The sequence below is a fragment of the Ihubacter sp. rT4E-8 genome (genome assembly GCF_049852125.1).
Classification (GTDB): Bacteria; Bacillota; Clostridia; order Peptostreptococcales; family Anaerovoracaceae; genus Senimuribacter.
Genome location: NZ_CP187532.1, coordinates 976,642 through 1,002,484 on the forward strand (window position 1 = coordinate 976,642; position 25,843 = coordinate 1,002,484).

Annotated in this window: 25 protein-coding genes; 22 read left to right on the forward strand and 3 right to left on the reverse strand. The window is 45.5% G+C overall.

Annotated features, from left to right (window positions below):
• The first annotated feature begins 227 nt into the window (after positions 1–227).
• From ACPW7J_RS04810 to ACPW7J_RS04825, 4 genes are all read left to right on the forward strand, one after another.
• The gene (locus ACPW7J_RS04810) at positions 228–812 is read left to right on the forward strand and encodes a CAP domain-containing protein (protein ID WP_425756952.1); all 585 of its coding nucleotides are present in this window, start codon (positions 228–230) and stop codon (positions 810–812) included.
• A gap of 329 nt (positions 813–1,141) precedes the next feature.
• Positions 1,142–1,426 (forward strand): hypothetical protein, encoded by a 285-nt coding sequence (locus tag ACPW7J_RS04815; RefSeq protein WP_425756953.1) that lies wholly within the window; start codon positions 1,142–1,144, stop codon positions 1,424–1,426.
• Positions 1,417–1,605 carry a hypothetical protein gene (locus tag ACPW7J_RS04820; RefSeq protein ID WP_425756955.1) on the forward strand — a complete coding sequence of 63 codons (189 nt, stop codon included), beginning with the start codon at positions 1,417–1,419 and terminating at the stop codon, positions 1,603–1,605. Before ACPW7J_RS04815 ends, ACPW7J_RS04820 begins: the two co-directional genes overlap by 10 nt.
• Positions 1,606–1,690: 85 nt before the next feature.
• Positions 1,691–2,128, forward strand: coding sequence for a hypothetical protein (locus ACPW7J_RS04825; RefSeq protein WP_161873874.1), 438 nt, complete (start codon positions 1,691–1,693; stop codon positions 2,126–2,128).
• Positions 2,129–2,254: 126 nt separating this feature from the next.
• On the opposite strand, the gene ACPW7J_RS04830 is transcribed toward ACPW7J_RS04825, so the two are convergent.
• Complete coding sequence (locus ACPW7J_RS04830; RefSeq protein ID WP_161873875.1) at positions 2,255–2,866, reverse strand: nitroreductase family protein; 612 nt, start codon at positions 2,864–2,866, stop codon at positions 2,255–2,257.
• A 311-nt stretch (positions 2,867–3,177) separates the two neighbouring features.
• On the opposite strand from ACPW7J_RS04830, the gene hrcA reads away from it, so the two are divergent.
• The 8 genes from hrcA to ACPW7J_RS04870 all read left to right on the forward strand — a co-directional run bounded on the left by hrcA (position 3,178) and on the right by ACPW7J_RS04870 (position 12,326).
• A complete protein-coding gene (gene hrcA, locus ACPW7J_RS04835) occupies positions 3,178–4,224 on the forward strand; it encodes a heat-inducible transcriptional repressor HrcA (protein WP_161873876.1) in 1,047 nt (348 codons plus the stop codon).
• A gap of 19 nt (positions 4,225–4,243) precedes the next feature.
• Positions 4,244–4,783 (forward strand): nucleotide exchange factor GrpE, encoded by a 540-nt coding sequence (gene grpE / locus ACPW7J_RS04840; RefSeq protein ID WP_425756957.1) that lies wholly within the window; start codon positions 4,244–4,246, stop codon positions 4,781–4,783.
• A gap of 195 nt (positions 4,784–4,978) precedes the next feature.
• Entirely contained in the window at positions 4,979–6,865 is a 1,887-nt protein-coding gene (gene dnaK, locus ACPW7J_RS04845) for a molecular chaperone DnaK (protein WP_161873878.1), read from the forward strand.
• Between the two features lie 257 nt (positions 6,866–7,122).
• Entirely contained in the window at positions 7,123–8,262 is a 1,140-nt protein-coding gene (dnaJ, locus tag ACPW7J_RS04850; protein WP_425756959.1) for a molecular chaperone DnaJ, read from the forward strand.
• A gap of 201 nt (positions 8,263–8,463) precedes the next feature.
• The gene (locus ACPW7J_RS04855; protein ID WP_425756961.1) at positions 8,464–9,885 is read left to right on the forward strand and encodes an MFS transporter; all 1,422 of its coding nucleotides are present in this window, start codon (positions 8,464–8,466) and stop codon (positions 9,883–9,885) included.
• Positions 9,886–10,017: 132 nt separating this feature from the next.
• Entirely contained in the window at positions 10,018–10,983 is a 966-nt protein-coding gene (gene prmA, locus ACPW7J_RS04860; RefSeq protein ID WP_161873881.1) for a 50S ribosomal protein L11 methyltransferase, read from the forward strand.
• Between the two features lie 21 nt (positions 10,984–11,004).
• Positions 11,005–11,595, forward strand: coding sequence for a hypothetical protein (locus ACPW7J_RS04865; protein WP_161873882.1), 591 nt, complete (start codon positions 11,005–11,007; stop codon positions 11,593–11,595).
• A complete protein-coding gene (locus tag ACPW7J_RS04870; RefSeq protein WP_161873883.1) occupies positions 11,592–12,326 on the forward strand; it encodes a 16S rRNA (uracil(1498)-N(3))-methyltransferase in 735 nt (244 codons plus the stop codon). Before ACPW7J_RS04865 ends, ACPW7J_RS04870 begins: the two co-directional genes overlap by 4 nt.
• Before the next feature lie 151 nt (positions 12,327–12,477).
• Here the strand turns inward: ACPW7J_RS04870 and ACPW7J_RS04875 are convergent, their stop codons facing one another.
• Positions 12,478–12,882: a DUF3842 family protein gene (locus ACPW7J_RS04875; protein ID WP_161873884.1), complete on the reverse strand. Its 405-nt coding sequence runs from the start codon at positions 12,880–12,882 to the stop codon at positions 12,478–12,480.
• 136 nt (positions 12,883–13,018) lie between these two features.
• Between ACPW7J_RS04875 and ACPW7J_RS04880 the strand changes: the two genes are divergently transcribed.
• From ACPW7J_RS04880 to ACPW7J_RS04915, 8 genes are all read left to right on the forward strand, one after another.
• The gene (locus ACPW7J_RS04880; RefSeq protein ID WP_425756964.1) at positions 13,019–14,182 is read left to right on the forward strand and encodes an iron-containing alcohol dehydrogenase; all 1,164 of its coding nucleotides are present in this window, start codon (positions 13,019–13,021) and stop codon (positions 14,180–14,182) included.
• 146 nt (positions 14,183–14,328) lie between these two features.
• Positions 14,329–15,621: a DUF362 domain-containing protein gene (locus tag ACPW7J_RS04885; protein WP_161873886.1), complete on the forward strand. Its 1,293-nt coding sequence runs from the start codon at positions 14,329–14,331 to the stop codon at positions 15,619–15,621.
• Entirely contained in the window at positions 15,622–15,891 is a 270-nt protein-coding gene (locus tag ACPW7J_RS04890; RefSeq protein ID WP_425756966.1) for a hypothetical protein, read from the forward strand.
• 33 nt (positions 15,892–15,924) lie between these two features.
• Complete coding sequence (locus ACPW7J_RS04895) at positions 15,925–17,244, forward strand: MFS transporter (RefSeq protein WP_425756968.1); 1,320 nt, start codon at positions 15,925–15,927, stop codon at positions 17,242–17,244.
• Between the two features lie 121 nt (positions 17,245–17,365).
• Entirely contained in the window at positions 17,366–18,544 is a 1,179-nt protein-coding gene (locus ACPW7J_RS04900; protein WP_161873889.1) for a thiolase family protein, read from the forward strand.
• Between the two features lie 92 nt (positions 18,545–18,636).
• Positions 18,637–19,962 carry a uracil-xanthine permease family protein gene (locus ACPW7J_RS04905; RefSeq protein ID WP_425756970.1) on the forward strand — a complete coding sequence of 442 codons (1,326 nt, stop codon included), beginning with the start codon at positions 18,637–18,639 and terminating at the stop codon, positions 19,960–19,962.
• 205 nt (positions 19,963–20,167) lie between these two features.
• A complete protein-coding gene (locus ACPW7J_RS04910) occupies positions 20,168–21,157 on the forward strand; it encodes an AAA family ATPase (RefSeq protein ID WP_425756972.1) in 990 nt (329 codons plus the stop codon).
• 8 nt (positions 21,158–21,165) lie between these two features.
• Positions 21,166–21,687 (forward strand): hypothetical protein, encoded by a 522-nt coding sequence (locus ACPW7J_RS04915; protein ID WP_425756974.1) that lies wholly within the window; start codon positions 21,166–21,168, stop codon positions 21,685–21,687.
• Between the two features lie 109 nt (positions 21,688–21,796).
• Here the strand turns inward: ACPW7J_RS04915 and ACPW7J_RS04920 are convergent, their stop codons facing one another.
• Entirely contained in the window at positions 21,797–23,323 is a 1,527-nt protein-coding gene (locus ACPW7J_RS04920) for a sigma-54 interaction domain-containing protein (protein ID WP_425756976.1), read from the reverse strand.
• A 226-nt stretch (positions 23,324–23,549) separates the two neighbouring features.
• On the opposite strand from ACPW7J_RS04920, the gene ACPW7J_RS04925 reads away from it, so the two are divergent.
• Both ACPW7J_RS04925 and ACPW7J_RS04930 read left to right on the forward strand, forming a co-directional pair.
• Positions 23,550–24,401: a 3-keto-5-aminohexanoate cleavage protein gene (locus ACPW7J_RS04925; RefSeq protein ID WP_425756978.1), complete on the forward strand. Its 852-nt coding sequence runs from the start codon at positions 23,550–23,552 to the stop codon at positions 24,399–24,401.
• Positions 24,402–24,863: 462 nt separating this feature from the next.
• Positions 24,864–25,781: a cyclase family protein gene (locus ACPW7J_RS04930; protein WP_425756980.1), complete on the forward strand. Its 918-nt coding sequence runs from the start codon at positions 24,864–24,866 to the stop codon at positions 25,779–25,781.
• The last annotated feature ends 62 nt before the right edge of the window (positions 25,782–25,843 follow it).

Here is a 25,843-nt window from a genome sequence, read left to right on the forward strand (position 1 = left end):
AAAGTCGAATTTTGGAAGTAAATTTGGCTATTTTGGGAAAAAAAGTAGTGCTGCATTGTTTTACGTCAAGGAGAGAATGCTAAGTGAATCAAACCAAAATGGAAATAATAAGGAAATATTAAGTGGAAAACGGTTGAAATAATGTTTTATTTTGGATATAATATGGTAAAGAGAGGACATGCATACTTCTAAACAGTAAAGATCGTATTGAAGACGGGAGGTTAAAAATGAGAAGAAAAATGTACAACAGGATTTTTGCGGTATCTGTAATTATAATAGTATGCTTAGCGGGAAGTCTGCCTGGTATGGGCGAATTTGCTTCAGAGCCGGAAGCATCTGCGTATGGAGCGCAGAAAGAGATTGGGGATACCTATGATTCAAAGTTTCGTAGGGAAATGCTGCGCTTAGTTAATCAGTATCGCAGAGAGCATGGCTTGCGAGAGGTTCGCGGCAGTGTGAAAATTCGGGAGGCTGCGAAAAGAAGGGCGGAAGAAGCGCTGAAGCATCCCCGACTGGCGCATCAGCGCTATATGCGAAATGGTGAAATCGGCAGATTTGATACGGTTTTCAAAGAAATGCATATATCATTGCGAGCGAGAGGATGGGGTGAAAATCTTGCATGGCGCGGAAATTATCACGGAAACGCAATCATTATGGCGCGAAAATTCTTTGAACAGTGGAAGGCTTCTCCATCTCACAGAATGAATATGCTGCAGAATCGATATACTGTTATGGAAACTGCGGTAGCTTATGATATATCCAGAGGAAGACGTTATAAGGCGGCGTCGGCGCAACTGTTTTTAATGGAATAAATACGCAAGAAAAGAGAGGTGGGTCTGATCTGTAAATATTGCAGATACGACATCTCTTGGCAGGGGATTGTTTTATATAATATGAAGCGAGAAGTATCTATTCAATTCTTGAAAACAATGATATAATAAACACGTAATATCTACAGCTTATGATTTTGATTTAGAGGAAGACGGAATTTATAAGAGGTGAAAAAATGGGTAAAAAAAGAGCATGGGAATTTTTTACGATAGCTTTAGTGCTGTCTCTTGCTTTGGGCAGCCTTGTTGTCTGCGGTCAGTGAAAGCAACGGAAAGAACAAAATGATGAGACACGTGAGGCGAATACTCTGATGCAAGATGTTATAGCTATGTGCAGGAATGTCGATCTTGGGGAAGACAATGACTTTGATAGCGATATCTCTGAGGACGTAGAGGCTTATCTGATAGCAAAGCAGGACGCTTGGCAAAACTTTTACGAGCGCAATGATACTGTTTTAAACCAATATAATATATCCGGAAAGCTGGAAGGAGAATTACAGAGCAAAGAATTGGATATTTACCTGTATAGCTTGGAAACGGAGTATATTTACGGTGATAGTGAAGAAAGGTCAGGCGAGGTTTTGAAGTGCTGGTAAAGTATGATCCGAAAACAAAACAGATTGTAGACATCTATGAGCCGCTAGACGCTTTTGACATGAAGGTATGTGGCTCGGAAAAGTTTATGCTCTTAGGAAAAAATCTGCTGGAGGCAGCAGATAAGCTTCCGCGCTTACCGTCTAAGGCGGAGATAGAGTTAGGATCTTTTAGGCTATAGGATGTTGTAAAAGCTAAGATATGCTAAGAAAGTAGAACTAATCCGAATACGTAACGCACCTATAAGAAAAGGTGGGAGAATATATATGAGAAATAGAACTAAAAATGAGAAATTTGTTATCGCATTTATTATTACTGCAGCGGTAAGTATCTTTGTTTATGGGATTCTTTTCTTTGTTATGTGCAGCAGATTTCCGTTTTCTCAACTCAATTTTGCACAGCGGCAAATTCTGCGTCAGTGGGCAGAGCGGATTATTAATCTTGGGGCTGCTGTTTATGTGATAGGAAATATTTGGTCTATTTTTTGTTTCATTAAAGGTGACCGTCAGGTTGGGCTGCGAAGTTTGACAGCCTATGCAACAGTAGCTGCTGCAGCTATGCTTGTCGCTATAATTCCATTTGTGATATTGGACGGAACGAACAGAGATGATTATTGTTATCCCGTCTGGCTGTTCCTTATTTGTGATGTGGCATTTCTGACGGCGGCTTTCTTCTTTGACTTGAGGAAGCGATGGCGTAAATAAACGCAGATATTTGTATTTGAGCATTTTCTATGAGAGGCGGAAAATGAATAAGAAATAAAAGATTAAAACGCAATGAAAAGACATTGCGTTTCAGTTTGTGTAGATTTAATTATAGCTTTGTACAGCTTAGATGATATCAGCGATTTCATCAAAAGTTTTCTTCTTTAATTTTGGAAGATCGTAGGAAGGATCAGGTTTGCCTACCACCAGAACCATGACCGGGGTTTCACCTTCTGGACGTCCCAGCAGAGTGCGAAGGAAAGTCGGCGGCGCTGGTGTATAGGTCAGACTGGCAAGACCTGCATTGCGCAGCGCGTTGATTAAAAATCCGATGGAAATGCCAATGGATTCGTTGACATAATAGTTCTGGTCTTTGGTGCCGTCTTCCAGCGTTTTGTACCATTCTTTGAAAATAACAATCAGACAAGGCGCTTGCGTTAGGAAAGGCTTTTCCCAGTTTACGTCTAGTTTGTTGAGGTCAGCCTGCCATTCGTCGGTAATCTTGCTTTCGTAAAATTCCTTTTCTACTTTTTCGGCTTCTTCACGAATTTTTGCCTTCATGGCAGGGTCAGTGACAATGCTGAAATGCCATGGTTGTTTATCCGCGCCGTTTGGAGCGGTTCCCGCAGTTAAAACGCAGTTTTTAATCACTTCCATGTCGATTGGTTCTGGCAGGAATTCTCTGTAGGTACGGCGTTTGCGGGATTCTTCCAGCAATGCCTTTGATTTTTCTAACATTATATATAACCTCCTGTGTTATCAAACAAAGATGGTATCCCTGGCTATATCGCCTTTGCCCGCTTATTTGCCCTAGTATAAGCGTATCACAAAGAATCTTTTTTAGCAAGTTTTTTGATAAGATTGTGTGCATCATATGAATATGGTTTGTTGCTTTTATTTTGTCTGGGCGACTTGAGATATAAATTGCCCAAATAAAGATAAAAGACTTGGAAAAATGTAAAAAACCTGTTGACATCAGCGCAGAATAGGACTATATTATATATAGCGATTAGCACTCGGATGGAGTGAGTGCTAATAAGGAGAAGGAAATGGAATTAACAGAGAGAAAATTGAAGATATTGCAGGCGATTATCAGTGATTATGTTAAGTCTGCGGAGCCTGTTGGTTCGAGAACCCTTTCGAAAAAATTTGAACTGGGTATCAGCCCGGCGACGATCAGAAATGAAATGAGCGATTTGGAGGAGATGGGATATTTGACCCATCCGCATACTTCTGCTGGCAGAGTGCCTTCAGATAAAGCATATAGATTATATGTCAACAATTTGATGGAGAAGCACGAATTATCTCCTACAGAAAAACATCTAATTGCTGAACGGCTGAGAAGCAATGTAAATGAATTTGATGAAACCATACGGCATGCTGCGAAGATCCTTTCAGAGATTACTAACTTGACGTCCTTTGCTATGACGCCAACGAAGAATGAGGATACCTTAAGGTTTATCAATCTTTTGCCGGTGGATGAGAATACTGTAGTGCTGATGATTGTTTCTGAAAGCGGTAAGATTTCCAACACAGCCCTTCGTATGAAGGTTCCGTATACAGAAGAAGGCCTGCAGCTTTTGGCAAAAAATATGACGTATAATTACAATGGTAAGAAAATTACTGATGTATTACGACATCATATCATTGCCAATTTTGAGTCGGATATTGAGGCCATGAGCAGATTGGCAGAAAATATTATGCCGAATTTCATGAAAACGTTGGAAGAAATGCTCAATGTAAACCTTTACATGGATGGTTTAACCAATATTTTCGATATCCCGGAATATAACGATTTGGAAAAGGCCAGAAGCTTCTTGTCTTTATTGGATAAAAAAGAGGATTTCACAAAGAAACTAATCGAGAGAGAAGACGGTATCATCGTAACGATTGGTGATGAAAATGCTGATGATTTGATGAATGATTGTTCTGTAATTACGGCAACCTATCATGTAGATGGCAAAATGGTAGGCAAGATTGGCGTCATCGGGCCGACTCGAATGAAATATGGAGAAATTACATCAATTATAGAATATTTAACGGAAAACCTAAACAATACATTTCAATTAGAAGGCGGTGAAGAGGATCGTGAATAACGAGGAGAAAAAGACAAATATGGAAAATGAAGAAGTCAAAGAGGATCTAAAGGATCAGGAACAGACTTCAGAGGAACAGCCAGAAACAGAATCAGCGGAAGAACAGCAGACAGACGCATGTGATTCGGGCGCTGAGCAAACTGAGGAAGATGAGGCGCTGCAGACCAAGTATCTGCGTTTGATGGCGGACTTCCAGAATTTCAAGAGACGTGCGGAGAAAGAAAAAGGCGATATTTACGCCTATGCTAACGAGAAGATCGTTGTGGAACTGCTTGCCGTCATGGACAATTTCGAAAGAGCGCTGCAGCATGAAGCCGCGGATGAAAGCTTTGCAGAAGGAATGAAGATGATTTTCAAACAGCTTACAGGGGTTTTGGAAAAAGCCGGGCTGGAGGAAATAAAAGCGGAAGAAGAGGATTTTGATCCTAACTTCCATAATGCAGTGATGACAGAGGACAATGCCGACTATGAGAGCGGCAAAGTGACAGAAGTCCTGCAAAAGGGGTATTTGCTCAATAAGAAGGTTATTAGGCCTTCGATGGTCAAAGTCAACAATTAACGATCTTTTTTCCGCATTACTTCGGATTTTTTCGATTACTGCATCAGTTACGTACCCAAAGTACGCGCCTGCCGCAGCATCTTAAAATCCTGTGTACTGCGAAAAAAATCTTCGTTAATTTAAGTAAGCGCTTTGGCGAAAGCAAAATATACGTAAAAAAAGTAAATTTAACATAACCAAAAGGAGGAATTTAAAATGGCTAAAGTAATCGGTATAGATTTAGGAACAACAAACAGCTGCGTATCCGTACTGGAAGGCGGCGATCCGGTGGTAATCGCAAACGCGGAGGGTAATAGAACCACACCGTCTGTAGTTGGTTTTGCAAAGAACGGCGAAAGACTGGTAGGTGAGACTGCAAAGAGACAGGCGGTAACCAACCCGGAAAGAACCATCGCATCTATTAAGAGACATATGGGTGAAGACTACACTGTAGAAATCGACGGTAAAAAATATACGCCGCAGGATATTTCCGCAATGATTCTTTCCAAGCTGAAAGCTGACGCGGAAAGCTATCTGGGAGAAAAGGTAACAGAAGCGGTTATCACCGTTCCTGCATACTTCTCCGACGCGCAGAAACAGGCAACTAAGGACGCAGGCAAAATCGCCGGTCTGGAAGTAAAGAGAATTATCAACGAGCCAACTGCGGCATCTTTGGCATACGGTCTCGACAAAGAAGAAGGCTCCCATAAGATTCTGGTATACGACCTGGGCGGCGGTACCTTCGACGTATCTATTCTGGAGCTGGGCGACGGCGTCTTTGAAGTATTGGCAACCAACGGCGATACCCATCTGGGCGGCGACGACTTTGATAATGCTGTTATGAACTTCCTGGCTGATTCCTTTGCAAAGGAAAACGGCGTAGACCTGCGTGCTGACAAGATGGCGCTGCAGAGATTGAAGGAAGCTGCTGAAAAGGCAAAGAAAGAGCTGTCCAGCGCACAGACTACCAACATCAATCTGCCGTTTATCACAGTAACTGCAGACGGACCTCTGCATATGAACATGGATTTGACCAGAGCAAAATTCGATCAGCTGACCGCTGACCTTGTCAGAAAATCCATCGAACCGATGAAGAAGGCAATGGCTGACGCTGGCGTTTCCAACAGCGATATCGCTAAGGTAATCCTGGTCGGCGGTTCTACAAGAATTCCGGCTGTACAGGAAGCAGTAAAGAATGTAACAGGCAAAGAACCGTTCAAGGGCATCAATCCTGACGAATGTGTATCCATCGGCGCTGCAATTCAGGCTGGCGTACTGACTGGCGAAGTTAACGACGTATTGCTTTTGGACGTTACACCGCTTTCTCTGTCTATTGAGACCCTGGGCGGCGTAGCAACCAAGCTGATCGAAAGGAATACAACCATTCCGACCAAAAAGAGCCAGATATTCTCAACGGCTGCTGATAATCAGACCGCTGTAGACATTCACGTTATGCAGGGTGAAAGAGAAATGGCTTCCGGCAATATTACGCTGGGACGTTTCCAGCTGACCGGTATCGCGCCAGCGCCTCGCGGTATTCCGCAGATTGAGGTTACCTTTGATATCGACGCCAACGGTATCGTAAACGTAAGCGCAAAGGATCTGGGAACTGGCAAGATGCAGAACATCACCATCACTTCTTCCACCAACCTGTCTGACGAGGAAATCAACCAGAAGGTAAAGGAAGCAGAGCAGTACGCAGAGGAAGATAAAAAGAGAAAAGCTGAAATCGAAGAAAGAAACAAGGCTGAGAATTTAGTATATGAAACAGAAAAGGCGCTGGGTGAATTAGAAGGCAAAATTTCTGACGATGAAAAGAAATCCGTAGAGGATGCCAAGGAAGACCTGAAAAAGGCGCTGGAAGCAAACAATCCGGATGATATCAAGGCAAAGACAGAAGCCCTGACCGAAAAATTCCACGCAATTTCTACCAAGCTGTATGAGCAGGCTGCACAGGCGCAGCAGGCAGCAGGCGGCGCGGGTTTTGATCCGAACATGGCAGGCGGATTCAATCCGAACGCCGGTGCGGCAGGCGGCGCAGCAGGTTCTGCTGACGATAATGTTGTGGATGCGGATTATGAGGTTGTGGACGACGACAAATAAAATGCTTGCTAAATTTCGTATTGTTGCGGTTTGCCGTCACTCGTGCTCGTTTACGTACTTTAAGTACGCGCGCGTGCGCTCACTTGGCAAACCTGTGCACTACGAAAATTTTTCGGCGTGCGAAGCATGAGCCGCGAATCATTTTCCTGCGTGTTTTGAGCGATATAAAATTTATGATTGCCCGTGGCGAGGCCTTCCTCGCCACGGCATTCATGCGTTATAAGAAATGATAATTTAGATGGAAGGTAATAAAGATTATGGCAGAAAAAAGAGATTATTATGAGGTCCTTGGACTTTCGAAGGGTGCAAGTGACGATGAAATAAAGAAGGCCTTCCGAAAGATGGCGATGAAATATCACCCTGACAGAAATCCGGGCGATAAGGAAGCCGAAGAAAAATTCAAAGAGGTTAACGAAGCGTACAGTATTTTGTCTGATCCGGATAAAAAGAGCAAATATGACAGGTTTGGGCATGCAGGCGTAGATCCTAATGCAGGTTTCGGCGGTGGTGGTTTCGGCAGCGCCGGCGGCTTTGAGGACATTTTCGATATCTTTGGAAATATGTTCGGCGGTGGTTTTGGCGGCGGTAGCGCCAGCAGACGAAACGGCCCTATGAAGGGGAGAGACTTGCAGAAGGCTATTACCATTGAATTTGAGGAAGCAGCTTTCGGAACAAAGAAAGAAATCAGTATCAATAAGTACGTGAAATGTTCCACTTGTAATGGTGAAGGAAATGCACCCGGCACCGAAAAGAAGACCTGCAGCAAATGCGGCGGCAGCGGACAGGTGCATACTGTGCAGCGGACGCCATTTGGTCAATTCCAGAGCACGGGGCCTTGTCCGGACTGTGGTGGAAAGGGTACGGTTATTGAGAAACCATGTCCGGATTGTGGAGGAACAGGAAAGGTTCGCAAGACCATTAAGATCAACGTAGAGATTCCGGCAGGTGTGGATAACGACAGTGTGATTCCAATTAGAGGCCAGGGAGAGCCAGGCGAGAACGGCGGACCAAACGGCGATCTCTATGTAGTGATTACCGTTAAACCACATAAGGTGTTCAAACGGGATAGGGATAATTTGTACTTAGATATTCCAATTACGTTTAATCAGGCGGCTCTGGGCGATGAGATCACTGTCCCGACGTTAGATGGTAAGGTTTCCTATAAGGTTCCTGCGGGAACACAGCCGAGTACGGTATTCCGCCTGAAAGGCAAAGGAATGAAAAATGTGAGAAACGGACGAATGGGAGATCTTTATGTAAAGGTCATTCTGGAAGTACCGACGAAATTGAATTCTAAGCAGAAGAAGGCCATCGAAGACATGGGCAAGGCCGTGGATACCAAATGTTATCAAAAGAAATCCGGTTTTGCTGAGAAGATGAAAGAACTATTTAAGTAAAAGGATCAGCAGTATGCTGATGGATAAGGCTGCTGCACTGTTGACTGAACGATACCAGTTAACGGTGCAGCAGTTTTGTATATAGGAAAAAGCATTTTAGTAAGAAATAATTTCCAAAAACCTATTGACCTTGGTATGATACCAGGGTTTATTATGTTAATAGTCGATGATAACGGATAATGGCTGGAAATTTGAGGTGATATGATGAAATTAAGATTTAGAACCAAATTATCCTATGGAATTGGAGGTTTAGCAGACAATGCTCTGTTTACTCTGATCGAGACGTTCCTGCTTTTCTTTTTGACAACAGTTGTAGGAATCAAACCGGCTACTGCAGGACTGATTCTCGCCCTCGGCTGTATTTGGGAGGCGATTTGCGGACCTATCAGCGGCTTTTTATCTGATAATATAGAAACTCGATTTGGAAAAAGAAAGCCGTTTCTCATGGCGGCGGCAATACCCGCCGCAGTTGTAACTGCGCTGCTGTTCACAGCGATTGAGATGCCGTATACTCTGAAAGTATTGTATTATGGACTGATGACAATTTTGTTTTGGTGGTGTTTCGCGATTTTCTTCGTGCCGTATATGACTTGGGGATCTGAATTGACAGAGGATTACCACGAAAGGACAGTACTCCGTTCCTACGCATATGTATTTAATCAGCTCGGTAAAGGACTGGGCACGGTAATGCCTACGATTTTAGTAGCAGCCCTTATGGGAATCGGTTTTACGCTGGCGGCTAGCTGGTCAGCGGTGGGAATTACAGTCGGTACGGCCAGCTGTGCTGCACTGCTGATCTGCGCTTTGACCATCAAAGAGTCTGACGTCCCTGGTTTTGTGAAGGATCCAAATAAACCGAAGGTGCTGACATTTCACAATATCAGGAAGATGTTCAGCTCCTATGGAACGATCATTAAGCTTAGACCAATCAGATATTTGATAGGCGGAAGCTTGATCTATCTGGTAGCTAATACAGTTTTCCTTTCCGACATGGTTTATTATTATACCTACAATATGGCGCTTTCTGCTGTAGAGATCTCTGGGATAACCTTATTTATGACAGTTTTCGGCATTGCTATGACGCCTTTTGTTGCAAAGCTGGCGGAGAAAACAGATAAGAAAGCGGCTTTTGTAGGGGGATTGGTCGCCAGCGGGAGCATATTAGTAGTAGCCAGATTCGCAGGTATCGAGACGATTTTGGGAGCTTGTATTGTCAGCGCTGTTTTTTCTGTAGGAAATACCTGCTACTGGCAGCTCATGCCATCTATGATTTATGACGTATGTGAAGCAGAGGAATTGGCGTCAGGTAAGCAGCGGTCCGGAGAGGTGATTTCATTGCAGGCATTGTCAGAATCCCTGTCAGCGGCCATAGGCGTTCAGCTGCTGGGTATCATTTTGCAGCAAGCCGGCTTTGCTGACGCGGCAGTTGTGCAGCCAGAGTCGGCTCTTACATGGATCAACAATAGCTATTGTTTGATACCAGGTCTTTGCATGCTGGCTGTCGCGCTAATCCTCACTAGATATCCTATCAATAGAAGGACCTATCCGAGAATTTTGGAAGGCGTAGAAAAGCGCCGTCGAGGGGAACCGGTAGATCTTAACGATTATAAGGATATATTTTAAAATATTGCGCATCATTTTCTACCCATAAAAATCTGCCCGTTGCGTTGTTTCTGCAGCTGGGCAGATTTTCTTTTGCTCATGCGCTGGTTTTGTGATAAAATAGAGAAAGCAACGAAATTGGAGGAAATAAGGTTGAAATATATAGAAATCGATATCGAAACTACATCATCGGGCATTGAGGCTGTGGTCAGCGCCCTATTGGCCATCGGCATCACCGATACGGTAGTGGAAGACCCTCGGGATGTGGAAGATTTGATGGAGAAGAAACAAACATACGACTGGGATTACCTGGACGATGAGGTCATCGCAAAGCTGCAGGACGCTCCAAAGGTAACCGTGTATCTGGAAGACACAGAAGAAAACCGTTTGCGTATTCAGGAGATCGAGGAGGCCATGGGCATTTTAGCAAAGGGTGTCAGCCGCGGCGATTTCGGCGATGCGGCGGATTTCGGAAGTTTACAGGTTACTACCAGCTATGACGACGATTCGGAGTGGAAGGATAAGTGGAAGGAATACTTCAAACCCTCAAGAATTTCTGAAAGTCTGGTAGTTAAGCCTACCTGGGAAAGCTACGAGAGAGAAGATGGTGACTTGGTGCTTGAAATAGATCCGGGGATGGCATTTGGCACGGGAACCCATGAGACGACATCCTTATGCGTTCGTATGCTGGAAGCGTATCAAAAAAAAGGCGATAAGGTTTTAGACGTGGGCTGCGGCAGCGGAATTTTATCTATCGCTGCGGCGCTTTTGGGAGCAGAGGATGTTCTCGGTGTAGATATCGATCCGGTGGCAGTAGATGTGGCAAGAGAAAATATAGCTTTGAATCATGTAGAAAATATTTGCAGAGCTGAATATGGAGATCTAACAAAGGGCATCGACTACAAGGCGAATATTGTTGTCGCGAACCTTATGGCAGATTTGGTCATGATGCTGTCAGGGGATGTTGCCAGACATATGACAGCGGATGGATTTTTTATATCTTCCGGCATTTTGGTGGAAAAGGAAGAACAGGTAGTAGACTGTCTTCGCGAGAAAGGCTTTTCCATTGTTGAGATCCGTGAGGACGGCGGATGGTGCTGTATCACAGCGAAGCTGTAGAGGAATGGGAGAAGGATAAGATTGAGTAGAGGAAAGAAAAAATTTGACGTAGTATTCATCCTGTTCGCCCTGTTTCTGGGGTTATTTATGGGATGGGCGTCCAGGGATCTGCAGGGAGACGGCGTGCCGGGCGTTATAATTGGCAATGTAGGAATTTGGATCTTTGTCAGCGCCTTGCTTGCAGCTTATACTCCAGAAGCTTTTCAGGCGGCGCTTCACGCTTTTACATATTTTATTGGTGTTATTGCCGGCTATTATGGAAATATTCTGCTATGCGGCGGCAATGTTCATGTAAAAGCAGTCGTGTACTGGCTGGTTTTTGCTGTAGTTGGGGCGGTGATCGGTTTCATTGTATGGAATAGCCGCGCGAAGGAATGGCTTGGCGGTATTTGCGCGGCTGTTCCAGTCTCATTGCTGGCAGCAGAAGCGTGGCCGATTTATAAAGCTTTTACAATTCCTTTGGCATTTGATGTGGTATGTGCGGTTATTTTGCTTATACTTTTAGCGCCGGGTAAGTATCAGAAATTGATGGCGCTTCCGTTTATTATCATTTTCACTTTTGCGCTGGTTTATTTTAGCGTTTTCGGGTGGATCTTTGGAGGATGGATATGAAGCTTTTTACAGAGCCTTCTAATGTAGGAGATAAATATATCAAAATCACAGACCACGGTGATATACGTCATCTCTGCAAGGTTTTGCGTTTAAGAGAAGGAGATACGGTAGATGTCAGTGATCGTAATCAATGGGAGTACGAGACCGAGATCCTATCAATCAGCGAAGATGAGGTGCTGTTGGCTATTTGTGACAAGCAGAAATTCGCAAGAGAGCCGCAAGTTCATGTGACTTTATTTCAAGGCGTGCCGAAGGCGGGGAAAATGGAAACCATTATCCAGAAGTGTGTTGAATTGGGCGTCTATTCGATTACGCCTGTATTCATGGAGCGAAGCGTTGTAGTGGAAAAGGGCAATTTCGCCAAGAAGCTGGAGCGCTGGCAGAAGGTTTCTGATGAAGCGGTAAAACAATGTCGCCGGGGCATTGTACCGGAAGTGAGAAAACAGCAGAAGTTTCGCGAGATGACGGATGCGTTGGCCGGCTATGATTTAGTAATATTTCCCTATGAAAATGAGACAGGCACAACGATGAAGGATTGCTTGCGGGGATTATCTGAAATACCGCAGAGGATAGCGATTGTTATCGGTCCGGAAGGAGGCTTTGCTGACAGTGAGGCAGAGCTTCTGGATCAGGCAGGAGCTATCCGCGTTAGCTTGGGAAAGACGATCTTGAGAACGGAAACTGCGGGAATGGCAGCGTTGGCCATGGTTATGTATGAATTGGAGTTATAGGGTTAAATGAAAGAGACTGTCGCATGAACAGAAAATTCCGATGCGGCAGTCTTTTTATTGGCAAGTTAAACGGCGGTTTATCTGATTCTCTAGATGGTTTTAAGGCTTTCGATTGAATTCCCTTAGTTTCAAATTTGCTGTATAGATTTTGTCAGCATGACAGTTCTATTTTTTTTACGGCGTCTTCAATAAGATCACTGAGGGATTGACTGTTGACGCCTGCGATCAGATTGTCACAGCGATTCATTGGTATCAATATTCTAACCGCGCTACTTTGTCCTACGGCGGCAGCCATATTAGGCGTTACTTCTCCGAGAAGGGAATCAGCAATGACAATGCCTATAGGTCCAATGATAAAGTCTGTGTTCCGGCAGGCAACGATGAGAGGGTTTTCTCCTGTAGCGCCTTCGTCTGCACCGCCCTTTAACATAGAGGCTGTAGCCATGGCGTTTGTACCGATTGCAGTGATATGACTCGTAGGGAAAGCCTTACGTGCAGTTTCAATGATCTGTTTGCCTAAACGTCCGCCTTGCCCGTCAACAACTAAAATTCGCATATGTAATCTCCTTGATAATCTGCTTTTTTCTATATTATAAAGGCGCGTGCGGCGGGACGCAACAAAAAGATCTTTATTGCTTTGGCATATTTTTTGCTTTTGTCTCTCTATAAAAACAACAGTTGGAGGTTTATATATGTTTGATTTTCATTTCAGCGTTCCCACAGAAATCTATTTTGGGGAAGCGTGCGAGGAACAGGTTGGCGTTTTGATGCGAGCGCATGCGGCTCGGGTGCTGCTGGTCTATGGAAGCGAACGAATTTTTCAGGAAGGGCTTGGCGGAAGAATCATTGCTTCCTTGGAAAATGCAGGATGTACGGTACTTGCGTTGGGCGGGGTGAAACCAAATGCGGACGCGGCTTATATCAGAAACGGCATCGCTTTAGCGCGGAGAGAACAGATAGAAGGGATTCTTGCTGTAGGCGGCGGAAGCGTCATCGATTCAGCGAAGGCAATCGCCGCTGGCGTATTTTTTGACGGCGATATCATGGAACTATATGCAAGTCCAGAGAAACAGCCAGATGGATTTCTGCCGGTGGGCGCGGTGGTGACGCTGCCTGCTACAGCCAGCGAATCCAACGCGACGTCGGTGATCAGCGACAGCGTCACAGGAAAAAAGATCATGCGGGCCTTTGAGGGGTCAAAGCCTAAGTTTGCCCTGCTTGATCCGGCGCTGACCCTTAGTGTCAGCCGTTTTCAGACTGCCAGCGGAGGGTTCGATATCTTCGCGCATGCTTTTGAGCGGTATTTTGATCTGAACCGGCAGAGCAGTCTTCTCGATCGTATGAGCGTGGCGCTGATGCGGGAGGTTGTCGAAACTCTGCCAAAGGTGCTGGAACGACCCGAAGATGAGAGCTTTCGCAGTGAATTGATGCTGGCTGCTACAGTGGCGCATAACGATATGCTGGGACCCGGCGGTGACTTTGCCTGTCATGAAATGAGCCATCAGATTACAGAATCCTTTGGAATTGCCCACGGCGCGGCCCTTGCCATGCTGATGCCGGCATGGTGCGAATATGTCAGTCATCACGCGTCGCAGCGGTTTGCGTCGTTCTTCAGCCAGGTCTTTCAGGTAAAAGGGGATCAGCCGCAGGATATCATAGAGAAAGGGATCGCGGCGTTCCGAAGCTTTATCGATACCATCGGTCTGGCGCAGCGCCTGGAAACAGAGAAACAGGATCTGGCAGAGCTGGCCAGGCAGACCCTGGACGGAAGACCTTTTGTGGGGTATGGATTGATCGAGCTGACAGCCTTTGACATCGAACAGATTTATGAAAAAATCCTCCATGTTGTTGCGTAGACGCAACAATGTGACGGCTTTCCTGCAACAAAATTGTTATTTTCGTAACAAATTCTCGTAAAAAACGCCTTTTTTCCTTTGGCACACTTTTTGCTGTAAGTAAAGGTGTCATTATAAATACGTCATAATTTTTTAGGAGGAAGAAAATGAGTAAAGCAAAATCATTAGTTGCTCTTGCAAAAGGCGATGACATTCAGGCAAACGTAACCAAGGTTTTTGATCTGATGGGCGGCGTTACCAGCGTAATCCGCAAAGGAACCACGGTTGTGTTAAAGCCTAACGCAGGACATGCCGAACCGCCGGAAACTTCTGTATGCACCAATCCGGAAGTTGTAAGAGCGGTCATTCGCGAGGTAAAGAAGGCAGAACCTAAGAGAATCATCGTAGCAGAGGCAGCTGCAATCGGCTGTGATACGATGGAATGCTTCAAGGTAAGCGGCATCCAGGCCGTTGCTGAGGAGGAAGGCGTTGAGCTTTTGGACATCAAACGGGATAAGGATCTGGTAAAGGTTGCCGTTCGCGGATTCCGTTCCAATATCGACTCTGTAAAGCTGCCTAGATTTTTGCTGGAAGCAGATCATCTGATCAACCTGCCAATCCTGAAGGCACATGCTTCTATGGTATTCTCCGGCGCGCTGAAGAATATCAAAGGTGTAGTACAGGATAAGGTACATATGGATATGCATAAACAAAATCTGACCATGGCAATGATGGACGTATGGTCCGTATGCCGTGCGGATATCAATATTATGGACGCGCACCGGGCAGCATCCGGATACAGCCCGCATATGCCGGTTCCAATCGAATCCCACATGATTTTAGGCTCCAAAGACCCTGTTGCTATCGACCGTGTTGCCTGTGAGGTTACCGGCATCGATACCACGGCTGTAGACTACTTCAAGGTTGCAGAGGAAACAGGTCTTGGAAATTACGATATGGATCAGATTGAAGTCGTGGGCAATACCATCGAAGAATCCTTCATGAAGATGTGGATTCCATATATCGGAGATATGAGCACCAGATGGCCGGAATACGATGTAAGATGTAAAGGCGGATGCTCCAGCTGCCAGGCGCTCCTTGCTATCAACATGGAAGAACTGAAGGCAGTAAACGCTTACGACGAGAATGCCGGCATGACTGTTGTAATCGGCGGGCTCAACGAAATTCCGGATGATATTCCGGACGAGAAGATCGTACTCCACGGAAACTGCACCAAGAAATATCTGAAGCAGCATCCGGGCGCATATCACATTCTGGGATGCCCTCCGAATGAACCGGCTCTCTACTTGACCATTCAGAGACATGAGACCATCGACGGGACAGGGGATCAGGAAGATGAGATCATCCGTCCATGCATGGCAAGAGACGCACAGGTATGGCACGATTACGTGTTCGCTAAATTTGAAGAATACAAGAAGGAAAATCCGGAGGCTAAATAAATGGAAGGATACATCAGGGTCAAGGCAGGAAAGGAATTCTGGGAACTGCTGAACATGATCTTTACCGACGAATTCATGCAGAAATATACCAACTTTGAAAGCTTTGAGTATTTTCGCTATTCCAGCGCGGTGATGTGCAGCTGGGATGGAGAATATATGATTTATCCCGAAACAGTCTTCAACAACTTCGTCATCGAAAGCACTGTTTTCAAGACCTGGGACGAGATGGTCATGAAAGCGGCGGACGAGAGATTTCCTAAAGAAAAATAATCACCAAAACAATAAGATTCGAGGTAATTACAAATGGCTGACAATAAACAAAAGCTCCAGTCTGAAAATACCAAGTCCAACTTTGGCAGAGGCTGGCTGATCATCTTTTACTCCATGATCATGTTTTTCTTCCTGATCGGTTTCTCTATCGACGGGCAGAATATTGTAATCGATCAGTGGATTAATGCAAACGGAGGCAGCGCAGATCCGGCAGAATTAAAACCGCAGCTGTTGAAATTAGCGATGTATGCCGGATTCATCGGCGTAGTTGCTTACTTTGTGATCGGTAGAATTCTGGTTAAGGTTGGCGGAAGAGCGCTTTCTGCAGTATGTCTTGCTTTAGCAGGCGCTTCCTACATCTACTACGGACATTCGACGACCACCACCGGATATTTTATCGGTTTAACGCTGGTTACCGTATTCATCAACGGCGCTGCTTACATCGGCGGCGGAAATCTGGTAACCCAGTGGTTCCCGAAGAAAAAAGGTCTGGCAAACGGATACACCACCATGGGTCACAATCTGGGTTCTGCGTTTTATGTACCTCTGATCAGCGGATTGATTGGCGCATTCGGCATCGCGAAAGGTATGACGATGCCTGGCATCGCTGCGATCATCATCGCTGTAATCGCTTACTTTATCGTAAGAAACACGCCGCAGGAAAGAGGCATGTATCCTGACAACGTATCAAAGGAAGTATATGAAGCTGAATACGCGCAGGAGACAGAAAACGGTGAACCAAGATGGACCGTTGCGAAACTTTTAAAGACCAAAGAGATGTGGTTCGTTGCCATCATCATCGGCATCAACCAGTTGGTTACCACCGGCGTAATGAGCCAGATGGTTCCAAGAAACATCGAACTGGGTTTTGCGCCTGAAAAGGCTGTATGGTTAATGACAGTCTGCGCCGTTGTCGGCGTCTGCGGATCTTACGGATTCGGCTGGTTAGACCAGAAGCTGGGTGTTAAGAAGGCGGTTATCATGTTCCTGGTATGGTATTGTGCAGCTCTGGCTGTAAACTACGTCCTGAACAGTATGTTAGGCGGATATATCTGCGTAGCAATGGTAGGCGTAGCCATCGGCGCTGCCGCCAACTTCATGACTTCACTTCCTGCATCTGTATTCGGAAGACAGAGTTTTGACGTCGTATACTCCATCTACTTCCCGGTGATGCAGATCGTATTGATGATGAACTACTACATCAACGCGAAGGCTCTGGAATTGACCGGATCACTGAGAGGCGCTTACCTGGTATTCATCGGGCTTTTAGTTGTCAATGTTGTACTGATCAACTGCTTCGATACGAAGAAGTACAACCTGGACTACAAGAGAGAAGAAGAACTGAGCGCGTAAGGGGTTTAGAAAAAGCTTAAATTTTATCGGACATATTTGTCTCAACATTTGAACTCTGTGCAGGCTGCTTCCGCTGTGAAGCGGCCTGCCCGCATATAGGAACAGAAAGGTGGAATTTCACATGAGAAACGTAGTGATTACAGCGGCCTGCAGAACGCCGATCGGGGCGCTGGGAGGCCAGTTTAAAACATTAACATCCCTGGATCTTTCCATTCCGGTCATGCAGAATCTCATCGAGAGAGCCGGAATCGACCCTGTTATCATCGAGGACGTAATCTGGGGCTGCAACTATCAGAGAACTTACAAGGAAAATAACCTTGCCAGGGTAGCGGCTGTAAAGGCGGGACTTCCGGATACAGTTCCCGGTATTACCATTCACAGAAACTGCACATCCTCCATGTCTTCGATTCAGTTCGGCTATTATCAGATCAAAGCCGGCGAGGCGGACTGTATCATGGCAGGCGGCGCGGACAGTATGAGCACGGCGCCCCATATGGTATTCAACGCTCGTTACGGTCAGAAATACGGTCATATGGAACTTCGGGATTCTATGTGGGATTCTCTGACTAACCTGGGCGTAGGTCCTGCTATGGGTATCACGGCAGAAAATGTGGCGGACGAGTACGACGTGACCAGAGAACAGATGGACGCCTATGCCCTGCGTTCTCAGCAGAGAGCCGTAGCTGCCATTGACGCCGGCAAGTTTCAGGATGAAATCATTCCCATTACCGTAAAGGGTAAAAAAGGCGATACCGTCATCGATACAGACGAGTATCCGCGCCGTGACGCCAGTCTCGAAAAGCTGGCAAAGCTGAAGCCGACTTTCAAAGAGGACGGCAGGGTAACGGCAGGAAATGCCTCCGGCATGAACGACGCGGCTTCCGGCGTGATTCTCATGGCGGAGGATAAGGCTAAGGAGCTGGGCGTTCCGATTCTTGCCCGTATCAAAGCAGTGGCGACTACGGGCGTGCGTCCTGAGGTCATGGGCATCGGTCCAATCAGCGCGTCCCAGAAAGCGCTGAAAAAGGCGGGGCTGACGGTAGACGACATCGACCTCTTTGAGATTAATGAGGCCTTTGCAGCGCAGTGTCTGGCTTGTCAGAAAACGCTGGGCATTCCTGATGAGAAGCTGAATGTCAACGGCAGCGGAATTTCTCTGGGACATCCGGTAGGCGCGACTGGTTCTCGTCTCGTCATTACCTGTATGTACGAACTGATGAAGCGGAAGCAGAGGTATGGACTTGCAACGCTTTGTGCCGGCGGCGGCATGGGAACTGCGGTCATTATCGAGATGGTATAATGAACGCAAATAACCATATCAGCGTTGCTGCAAGGAAGCGTTCATTGAATCATGACTTGCGATTCTATATTCAAAGGAATCGTCATGGTATAATGGAACAAAATGTTAAAAATGGACTGAAATATCAGCTGGACGACAGGGTGCCTTTTGGAGAAAACCTGATGTACGGTTTTCAGCAGATTGTCCTCTTTGTCGCGTCAGCTGTGGTAATGCCGGTCGTTGTGGGATACGCATTAGGGCTGGCGCAGGCGGAAGTGGCGGCTATGCTGCAGAGGACCTTTGTCCTCTGTGGTGTGATGACTCTGCTGCAGGTCAGATGGGGTCACCGCTTTCCCATTCAGGATGGTCCGGCAGGTCTTTGGTCGGGGCTGTTTCTGCTGATGGTTTCCTCTGCGCCGGCCCTTGGCATTTCTTTGGGGACGCTTCGGACAGATCTGGAAATGGGCATGCTTCTTGCCGGAATTCTGGTCATGGCGCTGGCGGCAAGCGGCTTGATTTGTCGTATGGCAAAGCTGTTTACACCGATCATCAATGGTCTTTTGATTCTTCTCATGGTGCTGCAGATCAGCGCCAGCATCATGAAAGGCATGCTGGGCGTCAGCGAGGAATCGCCGGGTATTGACGGAACGGCTTTTCTCGTGGCGGTCTTTACCATGGTGGTGATTCTCGTCATCAATCTGTTTACAAAGGGATTCATCCGCAGCATCGCGACCTTTATCGGCATGGTGGCGGGATGGATTTTAGCGGCGGCGCTGGGGGTTACAGAAAAGGTGGATTTTCTGCAGAATGGCGTCGTGACGCTGCCTGCTCTCTTTGCCTGGGGAAAACCGACCTATGACGGCGGCGTCGTTTTGACCTGCCTGATCAGCGCTTTTGTACTGATTTCTATGGTGTTTGCCAGCATTAACGGCATGGGTGCTATGGCAGGGGAAGACATCACGGAAAAGAAAATGCAGCGTTCTATCTTTTTTCACGGGTTGGCTGCATTTATGACCGGCGGCTTTTCTTCCATCGCGTTTATGCCCTATGTGTCTTCCATCGGCGTGGTAGAGATGACCGGTGTAGCGTCGAGACGGCCCATGTATCTTGCAGCGGGCGGTATGATTGTCATGGGATTGATCGCGCCCTTCGGTGCGCTCTTTGCGACCATTCCTGCCTGCGTGGGGAACGGCGCGCTGATTATCATCTTCGCCCTTTGCATCGGACAGGCGCTGCGGGAGTTTCATAAAGTTCCCTTTGAAAGCAGGGAAAACCTGATCGTAGGATTGTCTATGATTATCGGCTGCGGCATTATGTTTCTGCCTGCGGGCACATTCAGAGGACTACCGGCGGCAGCAGCCTGTCTTTTGTCCAACGGACTGATCGTGGGAATGGCGGCGGCGTTTTTGCTGGAGCAAGTAGTGATGCGGAAGAAATGACAAGTTTATAAAGTTTCAGAATTTGAAAAGCTGTTTGCAGGTAGGGATGAACTGCAGACGGCTTTTTCTTCTTGTGTTTTAATAGAAAATCGCATATACTGATAGTAAAGCGAACGAAGATTTATCAAGTGAATCCAATATCGGATTAGAGCGATTTTTATAAATGTTTTAGTATAATTTCGATACTGCAAAGGAGGGGAGAAATATGGCGATAAAATCAATAGAAATAAACAATCTATTGGTGTTTGGGCAACATGACAATAATACATTTCAACTGGATTTTTGTGATGGAATTAATGTTATTATAGGAGAAAATGGTGTTGGAAAGACAACCTTACTGAAAATGCTGTATGCTGCAATGCAGTGGTCAGAAGGTAAAATGAATCCGTTAAAGCATTTTTTCTCTATTAGTGAAAATGGAAGTTCAGTATTAAAGAATGTGGATAATTCGATGGGGCCAGGAAGATTTTCTGTAACGGATGGCGAACACAGAATCACACACAGTATATCAGACATTGAAACCAGTTCAAGTGATGGATGGGGAAAAATGAATATCCAATCAGTTTTTATCCCATCTACAGAGATGCTTTCTCATTCCAATGGATTTCTAGCCATGAATCAGAAATATCACATGCCTTTTGACGGTACGCAGGTGGATATCATCGTAAATGCTTCTTTACCTGAAACAAGAGAAGTGCCAGCTGCGATGGAAGGTATTTTAAAGAAAATCAGTGATGCTATTGGAGGTACCGTGACATTGGAAGACGATACATTTTACGTTATCAAAAAAGACGGTCATAAAATAGAGTTTTCCTTAGAAGCCGAAGGGCTTCGTAAGCTGGGATTGCTTTGGAAACTGATTCGTAACGGTCTTTTGGAGAGCGGAAGCGCTTTGCTTTGGGATGAACCGGAAGCGAACTTGAATCCGGAGTTATATCCTCTGGTTGCAGAAATCCTTCTGGAGCTAGAAAAGAATGGTGTTCAGATCTTTGTTGCGACACACAGCTATAATTTTGCTAAATACCTTGAGATTCGCCGAGATAAGAACGAACAGGTTATGTTTCATAACTTGTATAAAAGATTTTCTGAAAATGGCATGATTTTTAGCAATTCTGCATTTAGAATGGAAGATATCACACCAAATCATATTATGATTGCCGATATGAAGTTATTGGATGAAGTTTATGATTTGTGAGGTGACCTATGGCAAAAGTGTTTATAGAAGAAAATGGTTTATACTGTATTGACTGTTCACAGGCAAAGTGGGCAACAGATCAAGTGCATCATGAATATCATAGTGCAGGGGTGCATTTGAGCGATGTGGATTTTTTAATTGAAGATCTGGATTCTTTGCTTATGGTAGAATACAAAAATGCAAATATAAAAGGTGCAGCAAAGCCAGACGCATATGACCCGAATCAGGAAAAAAATTATACGAAACTGGTTAAAAAATTTTATGATTCTCTTCATTACCTGAATCTTTTGCATAAGGTGAGACCTGTACAGTATATTTGTGTGATAGAGTATCCAACTAGCGATTTAGTGACCAGGAGACGATTAAGAAATAGGCTGAAGAAAGATTTACCTTTTCAGCTTCAGGAAAATATAGGAAAAGGCAGGAAGCTGATTGAGGCAGTTGATGTCGTATCAATCGAGGAGTGGAATAGAAATCAGATATATGGGAAATATCCGATTTCATTAGTTAAGAATGAAAGCAAATATTAGGAAAGCATACTAACTCGAACAGAATATCAGGATTGATTTTGACATATAAAATATAATAAATTTATAACGGCTGTATAACAAAAGTGATACAGCCGATTTTTATTTGCGATTATTTCGCTCCCGGATAGTCGATGCCGTACTGTTTGATCTTTCGGGATATGGTAGACGCGTTGACGCCCAGTTTTGCACCGGCGTCTCTGAGGCTGCTTGCGTCTCTGAGGACGGATTCAATCAGGCTTTTTTCGTAGTTTTCCAGTGATTGTGACAGTGTTCCTGTGCTGGTGACGACTTCATCGCCCTGGGAGATATCCAGAAGACCGCGGAGCATTTCATCGGCGACTTCTTTTGTACCGGAAGCGCAGATGGTCAGGTATTCGATGACATTTTCCAGTTCACGGATGTTACCCGGCCAGGTATATTGCTTCATGATGGCAAGCTGATCCTCGGTCAGCGTGAAGGGACGTCCGTGCTTTTCTGTAAAATATTCCACAAAGTGACGGCAAAGATCGTCCAGATCATTGAGCCGCTCTCTGAGGGGCGGGATGTAGATTGGAATGACGTTGAGACGGTAATACAGATCCTGTCTAAATGTGCCTTCGGCAATTTTACGTTTCAGGTCGCTGTTAGTTGCGGCAATGAAACGGATATCCAGCTTGATGGGTTTAGTACCGCCGACGCGGGTAATCTCTTTATTCTGAATAGCGCGCAGCAGCTTGACCTGCAGATCCATGGACATATCGCCGATTTCATCCAGAAGCAGAGTCCCGCCGTTTGCCATTTCAAAGAGTCCTTGCTTTCCACTGGTATTAGCGCCGGAGAAGGCTCCCTTTTCATAGCCGAACAGTTCGCTTTCCAACAGATTGGCAGGGATAGAGGCGCAGTTGACCTTGACAAAGGTTTTGTCCGCTAATTTACTGAGCCGATGGATTTCATCGGCAACGACTTCCTTTCCGACACCAGATTCGCCGGTGATCAGAACGGTTGCGTCTGTCGGCGCAGCCATCTGGATGGTATTCCATACTTTTTGCAAAGTATAGGAGGAACCGACCAGTCTTTTGGAACTTTCCGTATTTTCTAAGATTCGGACATTCTCACGGCTTTTATCCAGCGCATTGGCTTCTGCGAGAAACTTACCGAAGTCTTCCTGTAGGGATTGGAGCGTCAGTATAGGACGACTGCTGACAACCACCTGGTGTAGGTTGCTGTTTTGGTCAAAAATCGGTACGCCGACCGCATAACCGACGCTGGGCGGATTGGTTTTCTGCACGGTGGAAAGACGAAAAACCTTTTTCTGTGTTTTGAGAACGTCCAACGTAGCGCCGCCGGTGAACAGATTTCCTTCTTCCACAATATCAGATATCTTCCGGCCGATGACTTCTTCAGGCAGAATGGTTGTATTGCGTTGGTGAGCGGGATTGACGTACAGACAGACGCCGTCTTTATCAGTGATAAAAATGCTGTCGTCCAGCGCATCGACGACAATTTTAAAATCAACGCCCTGCGCAAGAAATACGGATAAGTCCTGATAGATTTCTTGCAGGATCCGCGCGCTTTTATCCGGATTCTGATAGTCTTGTGCTTCCAAAGATCGTTTGATTTTTTCTTGTACTTTTTGAATTGCTAATACCTGATCCATGTTATCTGCCTCCTGTAGAATGAAATTACTATTAGTATAGCAAAGTTGTTGCTTTCATGCAACGCTGATTTGCAAGGTGCAACATGGTGTGTGGGATATTCGTTGAAATTGCAGCATTTTTCTTTGGCACGAGATTTGCTATATTGTAAGTGAAGAATTTAAATTATGTAATAACGGTTTTACGCCTGAAGAACTGATATCAGCAGAAAAAAAGGAGAGTTATAATATGTTTGAAACAAGAAGATTAAACGACAAGAACAAAGTCATTATATCGGCCGCTTTGACCGGTGCGGTAACTACAAAGGAGAACAATCCTAATTTGCCGACCCAGCCTGCGGAAATCGTAAAATCTGCCATTGCCTGCTATGAAGCAGGCGCTGCTGTAGCGCATATTCACGTTAGAGATGACGAAGATAAAGCCAGCATGCGTTTTGATAAATTTGAAGAAACGGTCAAGCTGTTGCGCGCCTCTGGCTGCCCGGTTGTCATTAACCTGACGTCTTCCGGCGGACAGGGCTTTTCCTGGGAAGAAAGAATTCGTCCGTTTAAAGAACTGAAGCCGGACATGGCTTCTTTTGATGCGGGCACGATGAATTGGCTCAATTCGGTAGTATTTATGAATGAGCCGGGTTTTCTGGAGCTGTGCGGTAAGGAAATGATCGCCGCAGATGTAAAACCTGAAATTGAGATTTTCGATATGGGCATGCTGAATACCGCTAAATACTATATTAAAAAGGGTTTGATTAAAGAACCTGCCCATTTTCAGCTGTGTCTTGGCGCGCCGGGCGGTATGGAAGCGACCACAGAGAATTTGGTATATCTTGTGAACCATCTGCCGGAAAACTGCACCTGGAGCGCTTTCGGCATCGGTAGAGGAGCTAACGAAATTCTGCTTTCTGCCCTTGCTATGGGCGGAAATATCCGTGTTGGTCTTGAAGACAATGTTTACTATAATGCAGGACAGCTAGCAGAATCCAATGAGCAGTTTGTTGCTCGTGTAAAACGGCTTGCAGAGGAAATGGGTAAGTCTGTCGCGACCCCAGATGAAGCTAGAGAGATTCTGGGTCTTAAAAAGTAATCTGAAATTCAGTATAGTTACTCTCAAATAAATGAAAAGAGGCTGATGCATGGACTAGAAATAAAATATGCAGAGGCCTCTTTCACGTTTATGTTGAGAATAGCAATACCGCTGCTGCCGCGGTAGGTTCGGAAGTTGTGCAAATTTGTTGAAGAAAGAAGCAATTGCACAACTGTGTCAGCGCGGTGGAATCTATAGTCGGTTTGAGATCAATCTGTGTTGTCCTTTCGCAACGGAGGTGCTGCTTTGCAACAGAAAAAGCCTGTCGCAGCGAAAGGGCGGGGCGGACGCCTTTTGATGAAACACGGGTGATTACAAGGCGCACGAAGGTTTTTGCACTGTGCCTGAAACTTTGGCACAACCTTTGCGATGTAATATAGCATCAAGAATAAAAATTTCTCTTTTGGTGCTTGCAAGCTAATTGACGCACCAAAAAATATAAACTGAAAAGGAGATCTTATCATGTCAGAAATCGCTGTAAGACACACGCGCGAAGAGTGCTTCGCACATACAAATGATTGGAAAAAGCCCTATGATGGAAGTATCTTTGATATGTTTAGAGACGGATCATTTGAACTGATCGATCTTTCAAACCCATTTGGCAGAGGCAATCCGCTCTGGCCGTCCAATGGAGATTTTCATATTGACAGAGTGCAGCATATGCCGATGCATTATCGTCTTCTGCAGACCTTCAATGATTTTCATATGCACAATTCTACCCATGCGGATTCTCCGTCCCATGTCATTCCGGAGAGCCCGTTTACCCATGAGCTGCCAATTCAGAATTATTTTGGCGAGGCAGTTTGTCTGGATATTCCAAAGGGAAAGTGGGAACTGATTACAGTTGAAGACATTGAAGAGGCAGCAAAGAAGGTGCCTGGCGGAATCAAAGAAGGCGACTGGGTTCTTCTGAACACTGGCACACACAGACGCTGGGGTGAGAATGACGATTACTTCGCATATAGTCCAGGTCTTTCCATTGACGGTGCAAAATGGTTTGTAGAGCATCACGTAAGAGGAGTTGGCTTTGATATGCAGGCCATAGACCACATTCTGTACACCTATGCTGCAGATCACGGTCCTGGACCATATGTACCGCGTATCGTAGAGGAATATGAGGAACAGTTCGGACATCCTGCGCTTCAGGATTTCCCAGAATGGGAGCCATGCCACGATATTCTGATGGCAAACAACGTGATGGGCATTGAAAACCTAGGCGGAGATCTGGACAAAGTAACCAACCAGAGATTCCTGTTCTGCGCGTTCCCGCTGCGCTGGTACATGGGTGATGGTACCATCGTTCGTGCCGTTGCCTTTGTTCCGTCTGACAGAATTGACAGAAACGTTCCGGATAAAGAATATCCGTACGGCGTATATTAAAAATTTCATGGGAAATTCCGCACGCAGGAGTTTCCCATATTCATAGGAAAGAAGATGGAGAA